We start from the raw sequence: 14,979 nt of genomic DNA, 5'->3' as shown, positions 1-14,979 counted from the left end.
AAACGCGTTAGGATAATATGTCAAGCGCAAACCATACAATTATGAGTTCAATTGTTTTATATCATAGTGTATTAAAATAATTTGTGTCATGTTTATGACGTACGCTTGACACAACAAAATAACGCGATTATAATAAAGGCGGTTAAAAATGTAAGCGCTTTCTCAACCCGTTATTGAGGAGGATACTCAAATGGAAAAGAAGTTAACCATTGCAAACAAAGTCGCCTATGGATTCAGTGACTTTGGTAATAATTTGGTGTTTGTCGCCGCGACAAACTATCTGATGTTTTACTATACGGATGTGGCTGGCTTAAGTTTAGCGGCAACCGGTATTTTATTCTTAGTTGTCCGGATTTTTGATGCCTTTGCCGGCCCAATATTTGGCATCTTAGTCGATAAGACGCAGACGCGTTTTGGTAAAGTACGGCCTTGGTTCTTATGGATGGCTGTGCCTTACGCCATTTCAGCCGTGTTACTATTCTCAATTGCATTTTTCCCAGCGAGCACACGGTTGCCGCTGGCTTATGGCACATACGCCATTTTCACGATCTGCTTTGCTGGTTTAGGTACGGCGATCAATGCGATTTTGCCTAGCTTGTCAGCTGATGCCAATGAGCGTGCCTCAGCCAACATGTTCCGTAACGTGTTGGGGCAAACGGGTGGTTTGATTTCAGGTTTGGCGATTCTACCGTTGGTTTCATTGTTTGGTGGCTTAAGTAGTTCTAAGGGCTTTGCGATTGCGATGGGTATTTTCGCGGTGATTCTTGTCATCGCCGAAGTCTTCACATTTACCAATGTCCGAGAAAATGTCACACCAGCACAAGAAAAGCCAGTGCCTTTGCACGACAGTATTAAAGCGTTGCTCCCTAATGGCCCATGGTGGACGATCATTATCACCAACATCATTATCTTCATTGGGGTTGTGGTTAAGAACTCGTCAACGGTTTACTTCTTCAAGTATGTGTTGCACAATGAGGGTATGTCAGCGATTGCCAATTCACTCAGTGCGTTGGCAATGATTATCGGCGCAATTACCATTCCGTTTTTGATTAAGCGCTTCCAAATGCGCACCGTTGTGATTGGTAATCTAGGTATTGCGATTATTGGACAAGGTATCTTGCTCCTTGCGGCGCAACAAGCAACAATTGGCGTGGCCCTTGTTGGGGTGGCTGTCTCGGCCTTTGGTCTTGGCGCTGCCCAGAGTTTAATGTTTGTGATGACTGCAGAAACGGTCGATTTTGGCGAATGGCGCTTTGGCGTCCGGGCCCAAGGGTTGTTGACGTCTGTTTCGGCCATCGAGGCGAGTATCGGTGCCGGACTAGCCGGTGTCATTAACAGTGAAATTTTGGCGCGTTTCCACTTTGTCCCTAATGTGACCCAAACGGCTTCAGGGATTATGGGCATTAACGTCTGCTTTATCTATGGCCCAGCCATCATTGACGCCATTTGTATTATCAGTATTATGTTTTATGGTTTGGATAAAGTCAGTGCTAGGATGCACGCCGATTTGCAGGCAAAGCGCCAAGCTGAATTGAATGAAGGAGTCTTGAATTCATGATTAAATATGTCAACACCACCATTAATGGGTTAACTTTGCGGGGGACAGCGTACGTGCCCGAAGGCATTACTAGTCCAGTGCCGACAGTATTGCTATTTCACGGTTTCGGGGCAGTGCGAGACGAATATTTTTGTTCGTTTGTCCAGATCAGTCGCCAATTGGCGTAGCGGGGGATTGCCGCGATTGCCTTTGATTTTTCTGGTCATGGTGAAAGTGATGGCGATTTTATCGACTTCACGTTTAGTAATGAAGTCTATGAAGGCACACAATTAGTGGCGTTTGTGAAGACATTGGATTTTGTGGATAAGACACGCGTGGGATTGCTAGGCATGAGTCTGGGGAGTGTGGCCGCCAGTATGGTAGCGGGTCGCGTCGGGGATGCGGTGAGTGGCTTATGCCTGTGGTCACCAGCCGCCGTTTTCCAAGATGAAATCGTGAACAATCACACCCTGCAGGGCAAGCCGATTGCCACGGTTGCAGAACAAGGTTATTTTGATTTTAATTCGATGAAGTTAGGGCCAGGATTTTTTGAGGACGTCAAAACTATTGCCATTTACCCAACAGCAGCGCAGTATCTGGGGCCGGTTAAAATTATTCATGGTGCCGCTGATACGATTGCACCCGTGGCTTATGCGCAAAAATATGTGACCGCTTATCAACAGCCCGTTGATTTGACGGTTGTGCCGGGTGCAGATCATAGTTGGGGGGATGTGCCAACTCGGGCATTATTATTTGACGCAACGTTGGCGTTTTTTGATAAACTATATAAATAGAAAAGAGTCAACGGAACCGAGGGTCGATAAATTGGGTTATACGTTAAAAGATGTGGCTGAACGCGCCGGCGTTTCGCTGACAACAGTGTCACGTGTGATTAACAAGCGTGGTTATTTCTCTGAGCAAACAGAATCACGCATTTATGCGGCGATGCAGGCATTAAATTATCAGCCCAATTCAGTCGCGCGGTCGCTGTCAGGGAAAAAAACCAAGTTAATTGGGGTCATTTTAACGAATACGCAAAATCCATTTAATGCCGAATTACTTGAAAAAATTGAGGCCGAGTTATTTGAACGGTCTTATAAAGTCATTATTGCCAATAGTTTAGATAATCCGGAAAAAGAGCGCGCCTATATTAGTATGCTCCAATCAAATCAAGTGGATGGCTTGATTACGGCGTCTCACAATATGATTATTGATGCCTATCACGACTTGAATTTACCGGTGGTATCACTTGACCGCTACTTTGGGCCACATATTCCAACCGTTAGTTCTGATAATTTCTCGGGCGGACAACTGGCCGCCCAAAACCTGATTGCGGGTGGCGCTAAGCGTTTATTGGTGTTCTCTGGCGAAATTCACGATACCAACCCGACGGTTGATCGCACCAATGGTTTCATGGCGGCGAGCCAAAAAAATGGCCTCACGCCAATCGTTCAAGTGATGCCGAGTGATGCCACAGTGAATTTCCGTAAAATGTTAATCCATCAAGCCATTACCGAACAACAACCCGATGGCATTATGGCCACCGATGATACCACCGCGCTCTTGGTACTGGAAGCCTTGCGCACAATGAATTTACCTGTACCACAAGATGTCCAAGTAGTTGGTTATGATGGGAGTGCGTTTATCTTACAGAGTTTCCCAGAATTATCGACGGTGGTGCAACCGATTGCCGATTTGGCCAAGACATTAGTCGAAGCACTACTCACTAAAATCGATCAGCCAGAACGCTTACAAGAGCGACAGTATATGTTCCCAGTCACATTTCACCGCGGGACGACCACGAAATGATGCAGAAAAAAAAAGCCACGATTCATTGAATCGTGGCTTTTTTGTGTTTGAACAGGTGCTTGGCGTGTCGCCAAAAAGATTGCTTTTTCACAATGAAAATTTTTGTCAACGTAACAGTGAGTATTTTTGGGGACGTTTCACATGTTTCTTCTATATTATGTGTTAAACAGAAATCTGCCCGAAAATGTTTGGCGCTATAAAGCTAAATGAGTAGCCGGGTTGGCGCTAGGAAAAATGCGCTTTTATTGTAAAAAAACGCCTTTATTTGGCGATTTTGGTTGAGATTAATAAAATTTTTAAGCACCTGATGATTTCTCATATGTGGTTTCGAATGAACTATTCGTCAGTAAATCACACTGCTTTTGAAATAATATTTATGTAATAAAAAGGTTATAAAACGTGCATGTGACACTGGATTAAAGATGAATATAAAAATCATTTTAACCAAATAAGCAAATATTTATTTAAATTTTTTAAATATTGCTATTTATTTCACAAAAAAATATACGACGATGCTGCGCTTGTTTTGCGATGTTTAGGTTTATGATAGTTTTCTATTAAAAACACGATGAATTGTAATCAGCGCGACACATATATTTTACAATTCTGTAACGAAGTAGTAGTCTGGAGTCGAAAAAGCAAGCGCTTCCTTTTTCATTTATTTAAAAAATACGTGAATAGGAGCTTTATATTATGATTACTGAACCGGCAATCCAAGTTAATTCTGAAATTGGTACTTTGAAAACAGTATTGTTACATCGACCTGGTGCCGAAATTGAAAATATTACGCCAGATACTATGGGCCGATTGCTATTTGACGATATTCCATTCTTGCAAAATGCACAAAAGGAACATGACTATTTTGCTGAAGTATTGCGACAGCGAGGGGTTGAAACTGTATATATTGAACAATTACTAGAAGAAATTCTTGTGAGCCAAAAGGTTAAGGATGAGTTCTTGACCCGTTACTTAACAGAACATCATTATATTAACGATGCAATGCGTGATATTAAAGAATATCTGAATGGCTTATCAAACCATGATCTAGTCGCGACAATTTATGCAGGATTACGTCGAGATTTAGTTGATTTTAAACATCCTAACCTACACGATGTTGCTGGGTCAGATGCTGAGAGCCCATTCTTGATGGATCCATTGCCAAACGCCTATTTCACACGTGATCCGCAGGCTATGATGGGCAATGGGTTAACAATTAATCATATGACCTTTGAAGCACGTCGCCCAGAATCTTTGATCACGGAATTTGTGATGAAATATCATCCACGTTTTGCTGGTAAGGTTGATGTCTGGTTGAATCGTAACTCGGATGCGCGAATGGAGGGTGGCGACGAGTTGGTGTTAAATGCGCATACATTAGCAATTGGTGTGTCACAACGCACATCAAGTCGTGCAATTCAAGCTTTAGCAGAAGAACTCTTTACCAATACAGATAGTCATTTTGATACAATTATTGCCGTCGAAATTCCGCATAATCATGCAATGATGCACTTAGACACTGTCTTTACCATGGTTAATTATGATCAATTTACTGTTTTCCCTGGCATCATGGATGATGAAGGGAAGATGAATATCAATATTTTGCGTGCGACTAGCAATGGGAAAATTTCGATGGCGCATCGCGACAATTTGAAAAAAACGTTGAAAGAAGTGTTGAATTTAGACGATATCGATTTGATTGAAACAGGGGATGCTGATCCAATCATATCTCCGCGGGAACAATGGAATGACGGGTCAAATAATTTGACAATTACACCTGGTGAAGTGGTGACCTACGATCGTAACTATGTTTCGATTAAGTTGATGCGAGAACATGGCATTAAGGTTGATGAAATTAAGTCGAGTGAGTTAGCACGTGGTCGTGGTGGTGGTCGTTGCATGTCACAACCAATCTGGCGTGAAAATATTTAACTAAAAGAAGGATAAATAAATGACAAATTATAATGTATTGCGTGGCATGAATGGCCGCTCTTTCTTAAAGGAGATTGACTTTAAACCTGAAGAATTACATGAGTTAATCAATTTAAGTATTGATTTACGAGATGAGCTTGAATTGCAAAAAAAGGGCGGTGCGCCGGTGACTAAGTATTTGCATGATAAAAATATTATTTTGTTATTTGCAAAAACATCGACTCGGACACGTTTATCCTTTGAATTTGGTGGGGACGAATTAGGTGCGCATACAGTCTATATTGATCCAACTTCGAGTCAGTTTGGGAAAAAAGAGTCTGTTGCTGATTCTGCACGTGTATTCGCTGGCATGGCTGATGGGATTGAATATCGCGGATTTGCGCAATCGGATATGGAATTAATGTCCAAAAATGCCGTTGACACAAAGGGGCGTCATAAACCTGTATGGAACGGGCTTACAGACGAATGGCATCCTACGCAAATGATTGCCGATTTTATGACGGTAAAGGAAGAATTTGGGCACCTTGGAAATGATATTACGTTAACGTTTGTTGGTGACGGACGCAATAATGTCGCGCACTCATTGCTTGTTGCAGGGACGATGTTGGGTGTGAATGTACACATCGTTTCACCAAAAGCGCTGCAACCAGCAAGTGATGTGGTAAAAATAGCGACAGACTACGCTAAAGAAACTGGGGCAAAACCACTCATTACAAGTGATATTGCGGAAGGTGTTAAAAATTCGAATGTGATTTATGGTGATGTTTGGGTTTCAATGGGCGAGGATAATTGGGCGGAGCGGCTCGACCTGTTAAAAGCGTATCAAATTAATTCTGATTTGATGGCTATGACTGGTCGCGATGATACCATTTTGATGCATTGCTTACCTGCTTATCACGATATGAACACAACGATGGCTGAAAATGCACATTCTAAATTCCCAAATGTCGTTGGCGAACAAGGCATTGAAGTAACTAATGAAGTATTTGAAGGGCCACAAGGTCGTCAATTTGAAGAAGCAGAAAATAGGAAACATTCGATCAAGGCTATTATGGTCGCGACGTTAGGCGACGTGACAATGTACCCAAAACCATAAATTTTAATAATATAAAAATAAGTAATCAAAAGAAGGTGAGTCCCCATGACATGGGTCACTTTCTTTTGATGATTAGGAGTAATAACAATGAGTGAGAATAGCACTGTAGCGCTAAAAAAATTAGGCCTACCGGCCTTAATTAGTGGGGTTGTCACGAGCTGCTTGGGATCCGGAATTTTTAATGTTTCTTCAACCCTTGCACAAGGAAGTACGGTTGGTGTCAGTATTGTTTCGTGGGTTTTCGTTATGGTGGGCATTGGTTCACTTTCGTGGGTGTTTACCAATCTATCACGATCATATCCAGAACTCACAGGGGTTACTGATTATGCGTATCAGGGTAGTGGTAAATTAGCGGCAGCTAGTTCCGGAATTTCATATTTTGTCAGTGGTTTTTGTGGTAATTTGGCTTTCTTAATTATGCTAGCGCAATCTTTTAGTATCTTTTCGAGATATGTGCCCTATTTACATCATTTTGAACAAGGCAATAGCCCACAAACATTAATTTTCATTTCTTTATTTTCTTGGATACTCACTTTTTCGGTTATCAAATTTGGTGCAGAAAAAGTTGCGGGCTTTAATACAATTGTCACGATATTTAAAGTCGGCGCGTTAGCGGTATTTATCATCTTTGGTGTGATTTTATTTCAATCTGGTATCTTTACCGCACACTTTTGGCAGCGTATTAGTGATAATTCTGGCACGCTAACGTTTAGTAAAATGACGTTCAATAGTTTTATGGGGCAGTTTGGGTCAGGCTTATTTTCGATGATTTTCTTATTTGTTGGTATTGAGTCGGCTTCAATGCTTGGCAATCGTGCTGAGAAAAAATCGGATGTCGGTAAAGCGACTATGCTTGGCACAATTGTTTTGTTCTTTCTTTATTTTGTGATTTCGATGTTACCCTTTGGTATGTTGAGCCAACAGCAACTAGCGACATTAAAACAGCCAGGGTTAGTTTATGTTGTTGAGACGACAGTTGGTCCAATTGGTGGTGCTTTGATGAGTATTGCTTTGATTATTACCTTGCTGGGTGCATTGTTAAGTTGGTTTTTGCTACCAGTTGAACCGCTACAAAGGCTAGCCGAACAAGGTATATTCCCAAAGTGGATGGGAAACACGAACAAGGTGGGGTCACCTGTAGGGAGTTTGATTTTTACTCAAATTCTGTTGCAAGCTTTGATTGCTAGTTTAATCTTCACGAACTCAGCTTATGAATTTTCATTAAGCTTGTGTACTGTGACAATTGTCATTAGTTATTTTTTCGTTGGTGTTTTTCAATTTAAAGTGGGGCTTTCAAAACGAGATTCTAAAATTATAATTCCTGGGTTAATCGTCATTTTGTTTGAGATAATTGCGGTGGCCGTATCGGGATTACACTATTTAGCCTTAAGTACACTAGTATTAGTGCTTGGGTTTATCTTTTATACGTATACAGTCGGTTTGAAAAATATTAAAAAAAGTGAATGGCTCATGATTGCGATCACGACTATTATTGCTGTCGGCACAATCATCGCTTTGCTAACTGGCATGATGTCAATTCAATAGGAAATAAAAGGAGGTATGACGATGTCATCAAGAGTTATTTTTGCTTTGGGAGGCAATGCGATTTTAACCAAAGACGCCTCAGCTCAAGCGCAACAAAATGCAATAAAAACAACGGCGGAAAAACTAGCAAATTACATCAAAGTAAATCCTGAAACTCAGGTAGTTATTACACATGGCAATGGGCCACAAGTTGGCAACTTATTATTGCAAGAAGCTTTGGGGTCATCTGAAGATAATCCAGCAATGCCATTAGATGCTGTTGGGGCAATGACTCAGGGGCAAATCGGTCTTTGGATGGATAACGCATTAAATGCGGCCCTACCGGATAAAAAAATTGCGACGATTATTACACGCACCATCGTCGATAAAAAAGATCAAGCATTTAAAAATCCAACCAAACCAATTGGCATGTTCTACACAAAAGAAGAGTTGGGAAACTTAAGGAAAGAACATCCAAACTGGATAATTAAAGAAGACGCAGGCCGTGGCTACCGGCGTGTGGTGCCTTCTCCAAAGCCTATTAGTATTTTAGAAACTGAATCAATTAAGTCCTTAGTTGATTCAGGGACCGTACTTGTTGCAGGTGGGGGAGGCGGTATTCCTGTTGTTCAAAATGGGGAACAATACTCGGGTGTTGAAGCTGTAATTGATAAAGACTTTACTGCTGCGAAATTAGCAGAGGTGATAGACGCTGATGAACTAGTCATTTTGACAGCTGTTGATATGGCCTATATTAATTACGGGACCCCCGCAGAACAACCGTTGCATGAATTGACCGTTGAAACAGCGCAAAAATATGTCGATGAGAATGAATTCGCAGAAGGCTCAATGAAACCTAAGATTCTAGCATTGATGTCGTTTGTTGAAAAAACAGGCAAAAAAGCTATTATGACGAGCTTAGATAATATTTCAGACTATAAGAAAAATGGCCGAGCTACCATTATTTGTCCTAATTGATACGCAACATAAAGTATGTTAATTGAAGAATCAGGTATGGCTCGCTGGCGCATCTATTGACACGTCAGAGGATGCATAGTACACTAGGACTACTTGAAATTAGCACTTATTTGAGTAGGATAAACATTCGGCGTGAAGAGAAGCAGTGGTTGGTGAAAACTGCACAGGTGTTGCTATCCGAAATACAGCTATCGATTTAAGCGTGGCAGCACCATGTTATCAAATGCCAAAGTGATGCGTTTTTTAACGCGTAAGCTGGGTGGTACCACGGATTTTTAATTGTCGATTCGTCCCTTCTGTCAAAGTGACAGCAGGGACTTTTTTTATTGAAAAAAACATCAGAAAACTGATGGCGACAGGAGAAAAAATATGGCAAAACAACTGGGTACCAAGTTGTCAGCGTTTTTATTATTGGGAACCGTGATGATTTTGGCGGTGGGCGTGATAGGCTTTGACTTGATGCCGATTGCCCCAATTTTGGCGGTGATTGGCTTAATCATGGTGGTGGCACGCTTGCGCGGCGTGTCATGGCAAACAAGCCAACGGGAACTGGTGAAGGGGATTGAATCAGGGCTGACACCATTATTCCTTTTCCTATTGATTGGGGCATTAATTGCACTGTGGCTGGCGACTGGCGTGATTCCCACGATGATTTGGGCGGGCTTTAAAATTTTAACCCCGGCGTTTTTCTTGCCCACAGCGTTTGTTACGACATCGCTGGTGGGGGCTTTGATTGGTAGTGCCTTTACGACGTTGTCCACAGTTGGCGTCTCGCTGATGGGTGTGGGGACATTGATGGGGATGAATCCAGCGATTGTGGCCGGTATTGTCTTATCAGGGGCTATTTTTGGCGATAAAAGTTCGCCCTTATCAGAATCAACGAATTTGGCCAGTGCCATTTCGGAAACAGATCTTTTTGCGCACATTAAAAATTTGATGTGGACGACTTTACCAGCATGGGGTGTGACATTTATCGTGAGCGTGGTTTTAAGTGCTGGGCATCAATCGGATGCACAGGCAACACAAAAGATTGCCGCGTTATTACCTTTGCTGCAACCAACCTGGTGGGCGCTCGTGCCTCTGGCTTTGCTTGTGGTGACGGCTTGGTACAAAATACCAGCTATTCCAGCATTAACATTGAATATTTTATTGTCGAGTGCTGCTTTTTTACTGCATCATAGTGTGCCAGCTTGGGCGACATTGGTGGTGGCTGGTTTTAAAACAACACAAACCAACCCAACACTGATGGCCCTGCTTAATCGTGGCGGCATGGCGGCCATGATGGAGACCATCATGATGATTATGTTGGCCTTGGGTCTGGGCGGCTTGCTCAGTGGCCTGGGTATTTTACAGGCTGTTATGCAACCGATTGTGTCGCATTTAAACACGCAACGTGCCATTGTTTTGGCAACTTTGCTGACGGGCATTGGGGCGAACTTTTTAGTGGGGGAACAATACTTGGCGACAATCCTGCCAGGGCAGTTATTTAAACGCAGTTTTCAAACTGTCAATCTTTCGCCATTGGCGCTGGGGCGGACGATTGAAGACTCGGGTACGGTGATGAATTATTTGGTGCCATGGGGTGTTGCCGGTGGTTTTGCCGCGCAAACGTTAGGTGTGCCAGTGCTGGCATTTGCGCCCTTTACTTTGTTTGCCTTGCTCTCGCCGGTGATGTCCATTTTATCAGCTGTGACGGGTATTGGGTTAAAACAAGCCGAGGACTCATCTGACAACGCGTGACATAGATTGTGTGTGATACGCATTTTGTTTTGGCCCGTGTGCAAAGGAGGACGTGGTATAATCGAATAAACAAGGCATAACCGATGCGATTTCACCTGGATCAGGGGTCGTATGGGTGATATGGGGGCAAGATATGATTCGTGATATGGTACGTGCAAAACCATTGAGTTGGCTATTGTTTATTTTGGGATCAGACATTTTAACCGCCTATTTACTCAATGTTTTTCACCACCAACATTTCAGTGTGCCACGTGATTATTGGGCAATTTTAAAATTAGTTGGCATGGATCTCATCAGTTTTATTTTTATTATGCTGTTTTTGGATTGGTTACATGTGAAATTCTTTGCTGGACAACCAGAGAACTGGTTTGACAAAACAACTCGGATTGGTGGTAATATTTTAGCCGCCTATTTTGGTTGGTTTAGCGTGTTGTACATCGGGTTTCAGATTGGTGCACGATTTTTGAGTCGTGCTCACCAATTTCAAAGTCCACAGCTGGTTAGTCTCGTCATATTGGCAGGGGTTGCAGCTGGTCTACACTACATGTTCCGACAATATATTCCTTGGTCATTTCAATTAAATCCGTTTTAAACTGACGACAAGACACAAATCACATGTGTCTTTTTTTGTGGAAAAACGGGTAGAATAGAGGGGGAAAGATACGATGTTGTGATCACATGAAGGAGGCGTTAAGATGAAAATATATGCAGTGCGACATGGCCAAACCATTTTTAACTGGTTGGATAAGGTTCAAGGTTGGGCGGATACGCCGCTCACACCAAAAGGGGAAGCGGATGGCCGAGCGGCCGGTGAGCGCTTAAAAAATGTCCATTTTGATGCGGCTTTGTCATCTGATACCTCGCGGGCGATTCACACGGCCGAATTTGTGCTGGCTGAAAACCTACAAACGCCACCCGCGCTCGTCAGCACACCCGAATGGCGGGAATATTTCTTTGGCAGTTTTGAAGGCGGGGGGAACCATGACATGTGGGGTGCTGTGGGGGCAGCGCTTGGCTTGGAAACGGATGATCCCAGCGACATTGCTGAACATGCGGATATGACCACAATTATGGATACCATTTATCAATTGGATCCAAAACACCTTGGTGAAAATGCGGCTGCCTTTTGGCAGCGCATCGACCAAGCGTTAGCGAGTTTACAGGCCAATTATCCCGCTGATGCGACGATTTTGCTCGTTACGCACGGGCAACTGATTGGTAATTTGGCCCAACATTACGGACAATTGATGACCGCACAACGGCCGGAAAACGGCTCGGTGGCTATTTTTGATCTCAACGCTCAGGGCGAGCTGCAGGTCCAAACGTTTAATGACGTGACCACGGTTTTTTAACTGTCCATCACTTGACGCAATAGCTTATAATGGAATTATGCAAAAACCGCGTGAAATTTTAAAAGAAGTCTTTGGTTATGATGATTTTCGTACCGGACAATTAGATATTATTGAAAAAGTCTTAGCGCATAAACATGCGCTCGCTATTATGCCAACTGGTGGTGGGAAATCCATCACCTACCAGCTGCCGGCGGTGATGTTTGAAGGGATTACGTTGGTCGTTTCGCCGTTAATTTCGCTGATGAAAGACCAGGTGGATAGTCTAAATGCAATGGGGATTGACGCGACTTTTTTGAACTCAACTTTGACAGGTCAAGAACAAGCCCAACGGATGTCAGACATTCGGGCTGGTTTTTATAAAATGTTGTATGTGTCACCTGAACGCTTGGAAATTCCGAGTTTTTTTAATTTTGTCCAACAACTCCCAATTGACTTAATTGCCATTGATGAAGCCCATGTCATGTCACAATGGGGGCATGACTTTAGGCCGAGTTATCTCAATATTTTGCCACTCCTGGCCCAAATTCCAGGGCAACCGGCAGTGCTTGGTTTGACGGCGACTGCCACAGATCGTGTGCGTCAAAACTTGCAGCAATTACTGGCTGTGAGTGATGAAGATACGGTGTTAACTGGGTTTGCTCGGGATAATTTGGCCCTTAAAATTGCTCATCAAGTGGATAAGCGCCAGTATGTCCAAGACTACTTGCGCGCTAATACTGGGAAAAGTGGGATTATTTATGCGGCAACGCGTAAGCAAGTTGACGAATTGTATGATGCATTGGCCAAAAAAGGCGTGAAAGTTGGCCGTTATCATGCTGGGTTACCAGAAAAAGAACGGCAAGCGATGCAAGAAGCCTTTTTATATGACGACGTGCAAGTGATTGTTGCCACCAATGCGTTTGGTATGGGGATTAACAAACCAGATGTCCGATTTGTTATCCATTATGCTGTGCCAGGCAACATTGAGGCGTATTACCAAGAAATCGGTCGTGCTGGTCGTGACGGTCTGCCGTCGGAAGCCATCTTATTATATGCGCCACAAGATATTCATTTACAAGAATTTTTTGTACAAAAATCTGAAGGCACCGAGGCGCATAAACAAAACGAATACAATAAAATCCGGGAAATGAATGCGTATGCTAACACAGAGACGTGCCTGCCACGTTATCTCCTGGGTTATTTTGGTGAGCTGGTGACCCAAGATTGTGGGCAGTGCTCGAACTGTTTGGATGCGCGCGAGCGGGTGGATGTGACAACCGATGCTCAGCGCGTCTTGGCCAATGTCGTGCGGATGAACCAAAGCTTTGGGAAAACGTTAGTGGCTAAAGTGCTCAAAGGCTCACGGGATGCCAGTGTGCAAAAGTATGCCCATTTGCTGACGTTACCCACATTTGGCTTGATGAAAGAGCGGACCATTAAAGATATTAGCCGCTTTATTGATTATTTGACGGCGGATGGGTATTTGCGGATTGACGGCGGTGAATTTCCTGTCTTAAAGCTAACTGATCGTGGGCTACAGGTCTTGAAGGGGCAAATAAAAGTGACCAAGCGTGTTAATCAGCAAGTCATTGCCCAACGACAAATCAACGTGGCGACGGCTGGTTTAAAGTTATCCGATGCGGACAATCAGTTATTTGCCCGACTAAAAACAAAACGTTTAGCGCTTGCACGTGAAGCGGGTTTGCCGCCGTTTATGATTTTCTCGGATAAAACGTTGATGAACATGGCTGTCTTACGGCCAAAAACTGCGACAGAATTTTTAGCGATCTCTGGTGTGGGCGAGAAAAAATTTGAAATTTACCACGAGGAATTTGCGGCTGTGTTAGCGGGCCGCGACTGAGTGGGGACATGCTGAAAACATTTGCTATTGTCTCATTTATCTGATATGATAGTATCTGTTATGGAGAAGTACTCAAGCGGCTGAAGAGGCGCCCTTGCTAAGGGTGTAGACGTGTTAAAGCGTGCGAGGGTTCGAATCCCTTCTTCTCCACTATAACGCATGAAAGTGTTGCATTAAGACTTGAAGTCTTGATGCAACACTTTTTTTGTGCAAAAAAAGCGTACGTATGTGACAATACGTACACTGTTTATGATGGGGTATTTTGCCCATGCCGACTAGGTTAATCGGCTTTTAATTCTTGTGCTGTCGCTGAAGATAGGCTTTCAATCAAATCGATACCATCTGCTTCGGTTGCATTACCATTAGTGAGGACAGCAATGGTGTAGTTACTATCTTTTGTTTGGATATGACCGATAGAATTCACAATCCAACTCGAACCATCGTCTGATTCCAACCAGCCGTTTTTGAGCTGTATGGTGGCGTTGTCAGCGATGCCTTTGCTGATACCCCAAGCTTGATCCGGGCTGACATTAGCCATGAGTTTTAACACATAATGGCGATCTGACTGATTGAGTGGCGATTTTTGACCGTAGGCTAGCGCATTGAGCAATTTGAGTTGGTCCAGTGCCGTTGTCGTGGTGAGCCCCCAAGCATCGGGATCCATTTTGCTTTGCGTCATGTGCAGTGCGCTAAAAAGACTGTCTGGGCTAGTGTAGCCATCTTGATAGGTATTTAACAGTGTTGTGGTAGCGTCATTGTCTGAATCAACGATCATATTCTCAGCAAGCGATTTTTCAGTTGGTGAGAGTGAGGTATCATCTGACTGGGTCATGCGCAACAAATTAGCCAACACACTGACTTTGACAATACTTGCGGTAGGATAAGTCACTGATGCGTTATTCGTGTATGTTGTGGTTTGCTTCGTTTTCTCATTATAAACAGCAATGTTCACATCGGAGTCTTGGTGATGTAAAATCGTTTGCCATTGCTGTTTTAGCGCTGAGTCAGGTTGATGTTGTAATCTTTCGGATAACGAGACAATCGGTGACGTAGCAGGATGCTCGGTGTCCATGCTCACCAAGCGATAAACAATTAAAATCCCGAATAAAAGGATGACGGGGACAAGCAATAGGGGGAGTTGATTTTTCTTGGCGTGTTTCATATTTTTCTTAGG

The 14,979-nt window shown here is 43.2% G+C and carries 13 protein-coding genes and 1 tRNA gene; 13 read left to right on the top strand and 1 reads right to left on the bottom strand.

Annotated elements, in window-relative coordinates; all coding sequences use genetic code 11:
* Positions 1 to 190 precede the first annotated feature (190 nt).
* From HF966_RS04730 to HF966_RS04675, 13 genes are all read left to right on the top strand, one after another.
* The gene (locus tag HF966_RS04730) at positions 191 to 1,558 is read left to right on the top strand and encodes a glycoside-pentoside-hexuronide (GPH):cation symporter (protein ID WP_168676686.1); all 1,368 of its coding nucleotides are present in this window, start codon (positions 191 to 193) and stop codon (positions 1,556 to 1,558) included.
* Positions 1,555 to 1,725, top strand: coding sequence for a hypothetical protein (locus HF966_RS08885; protein ID WP_246586658.1), 171 nt, complete (start codon positions 1,555 to 1,557; stop codon positions 1,723 to 1,725). Before HF966_RS04730 ends, HF966_RS08885 begins: the two co-directional genes overlap by 4 nt.
* A 6-nt stretch (positions 1,726 to 1,731) precedes the next feature.
* Positions 1,732 to 2,331 (top strand): alpha/beta hydrolase family protein, encoded by a 600-nt coding sequence (locus HF966_RS04725; RefSeq protein ID WP_308442848.1) that lies wholly within the window; start codon positions 1,732 to 1,734, stop codon positions 2,329 to 2,331.
* 52 nt (positions 2,332 to 2,383) lie between these two features.
* Positions 2,384 to 3,346 carry a LacI family DNA-binding transcriptional regulator gene (locus HF966_RS04720; RefSeq protein ID WP_345719090.1) on the top strand — a complete coding sequence of 321 codons (963 nt, stop codon included), beginning with the start codon at positions 2,384 to 2,386 and terminating at the stop codon, positions 3,344 to 3,346.
* Between the two features lie 693 nt (positions 3,347 to 4,039).
* Positions 4,040 to 5,275: an arginine deiminase gene (gene arcA, locus HF966_RS04715; RefSeq protein WP_168676684.1), complete on the top strand. Its 1,236-nt coding sequence runs from the start codon at positions 4,040 to 4,042 to the stop codon at positions 5,273 to 5,275.
* Between the two features lie 19 nt (positions 5,276 to 5,294).
* On the top strand, positions 5,295 to 6,371 hold the full coding sequence (gene argF, locus HF966_RS04710) for an ornithine carbamoyltransferase (protein ID WP_168676682.1): 1,077 nt from the start codon (positions 5,295 to 5,297) through the stop codon (positions 6,369 to 6,371).
* An 87-nt stretch (positions 6,372 to 6,458) separates the two neighbouring features.
* The gene (locus HF966_RS04705; RefSeq protein ID WP_168676680.1) at positions 6,459 to 7,916 is read left to right on the top strand and encodes an amino acid permease; all 1,458 of its coding nucleotides are present in this window, start codon (positions 6,459 to 6,461) and stop codon (positions 7,914 to 7,916) included.
* Positions 7,917 to 7,937: 21 nt separating this feature from the next.
* Positions 7,938 to 8,873: a carbamate kinase gene (arcC, locus tag HF966_RS04700; RefSeq protein WP_168676679.1), complete on the top strand. Its 936-nt coding sequence runs from the start codon at positions 7,938 to 7,940 to the stop codon at positions 8,871 to 8,873.
* Positions 8,874 to 9,242: 369 nt separating this feature from the next.
* Positions 9,243 to 10,613, top strand: a complete 1,371-nt coding sequence (locus HF966_RS04695; protein WP_168676677.1) for a Na+/H+ antiporter NhaC family protein — start codon at positions 9,243 to 9,245, stop codon at positions 10,611 to 10,613.
* A 133-nt stretch (positions 10,614 to 10,746) separates the two neighbouring features.
* Entirely contained in the window at positions 10,747 to 11,205 is a 459-nt protein-coding gene (locus tag HF966_RS04690) for a Tellurite resistance protein (RefSeq protein ID WP_168676676.1), read from the top strand.
* A 103-nt stretch (positions 11,206 to 11,308) separates the two neighbouring features.
* Positions 11,309 to 11,965, top strand: a complete 657-nt coding sequence (locus HF966_RS04685; RefSeq protein ID WP_168676674.1) for a histidine phosphatase family protein — start codon at positions 11,309 to 11,311, stop codon at positions 11,963 to 11,965.
* A 37-nt stretch (positions 11,966 to 12,002) separates the two neighbouring features.
* The gene (gene recQ / locus HF966_RS04680; RefSeq protein WP_210729353.1) at positions 12,003 to 13,805 is read left to right on the top strand and encodes a DNA helicase RecQ; all 1,803 of its coding nucleotides are present in this window, start codon (positions 12,003 to 12,005) and stop codon (positions 13,803 to 13,805) included.
* Between the two features lie 62 nt (positions 13,806 to 13,867).
* Positions 13,868 to 13,955 (top strand) — tRNA-Ser (locus HF966_RS04675).
* Positions 13,956 to 14,085: 130 nt separating this feature from the next.
* Here HF966_RS04675 and HF966_RS04670 read toward each other — a convergent pair.
* Positions 14,086 to 14,967, bottom strand: a complete 882-nt coding sequence (locus HF966_RS04670) for a serine hydrolase (RefSeq protein WP_168676672.1) — start codon at positions 14,965 to 14,967, stop codon at positions 14,086 to 14,088.
* Positions 14,968 to 14,979 lie beyond the last annotated feature (12 nt).

Origin of the sequence: Leuconostoc holzapfelii, from assembly GCF_012396485.1 — a bacterium.
Lineage (GTDB): Bacteria > Bacillota > Bacilli > Lactobacillales > Lactobacillaceae > Leuconostoc > Leuconostoc holzapfelii.
This window is presented reverse-complemented; position numbering and strand designations above follow the sequence as displayed.

Coding starts and splice junctions, on each gene's coding strand:
- recQ (WP_210729353.1), top strand. CDS start 12,003: ATGCAAAAACCGCGTGAAATTTTAAAAGAAGTCTTTGGTTATGATGAT.
- HF966_RS04670 (WP_168676672.1), bottom strand. CDS start 14,967: ATGAAACACGCCAAGAAAAATCAACTCCCCCTATTGCTTGTCCCCGTC.
- HF966_RS04695 (WP_168676677.1), top strand. CDS start 9,243: ATGGCAAAACAACTGGGTACCAAGTTGTCAGCGTTTTTATTATTGGGA.
- HF966_RS08885 (WP_246586658.1), top strand. CDS start 1,555: ATGATTAAATATGTCAACACCACCATTAATGGGTTAACTTTGCGGGGG.
- arcA (WP_168676684.1), top strand. CDS start 4,040: ATGATTACTGAACCGGCAATCCAAGTTAATTCTGAAATTGGTACTTTG.
- HF966_RS04705 (WP_168676680.1), top strand. CDS start 6,459: ATGAGTGAGAATAGCACTGTAGCGCTAAAAAAATTAGGCCTACCGGCC.
- argF (WP_168676682.1), top strand. CDS start 5,295: ATGACAAATTATAATGTATTGCGTGGCATGAATGGCCGCTCTTTCTTA.
- HF966_RS04690 (WP_168676676.1), top strand. CDS start 10,747: ATGATTCGTGATATGGTACGTGCAAAACCATTGAGTTGGCTATTGTTT.
- arcC (WP_168676679.1), top strand. CDS start 7,938: ATGTCATCAAGAGTTATTTTTGCTTTGGGAGGCAATGCGATTTTAACC.
- HF966_RS04685 (WP_168676674.1), top strand. CDS start 11,309: ATGAAAATATATGCAGTGCGACATGGCCAAACCATTTTTAACTGGTTG.
- HF966_RS04730 (WP_168676686.1), top strand. CDS start 191: ATGGAAAAGAAGTTAACCATTGCAAACAAAGTCGCCTATGGATTCAGT.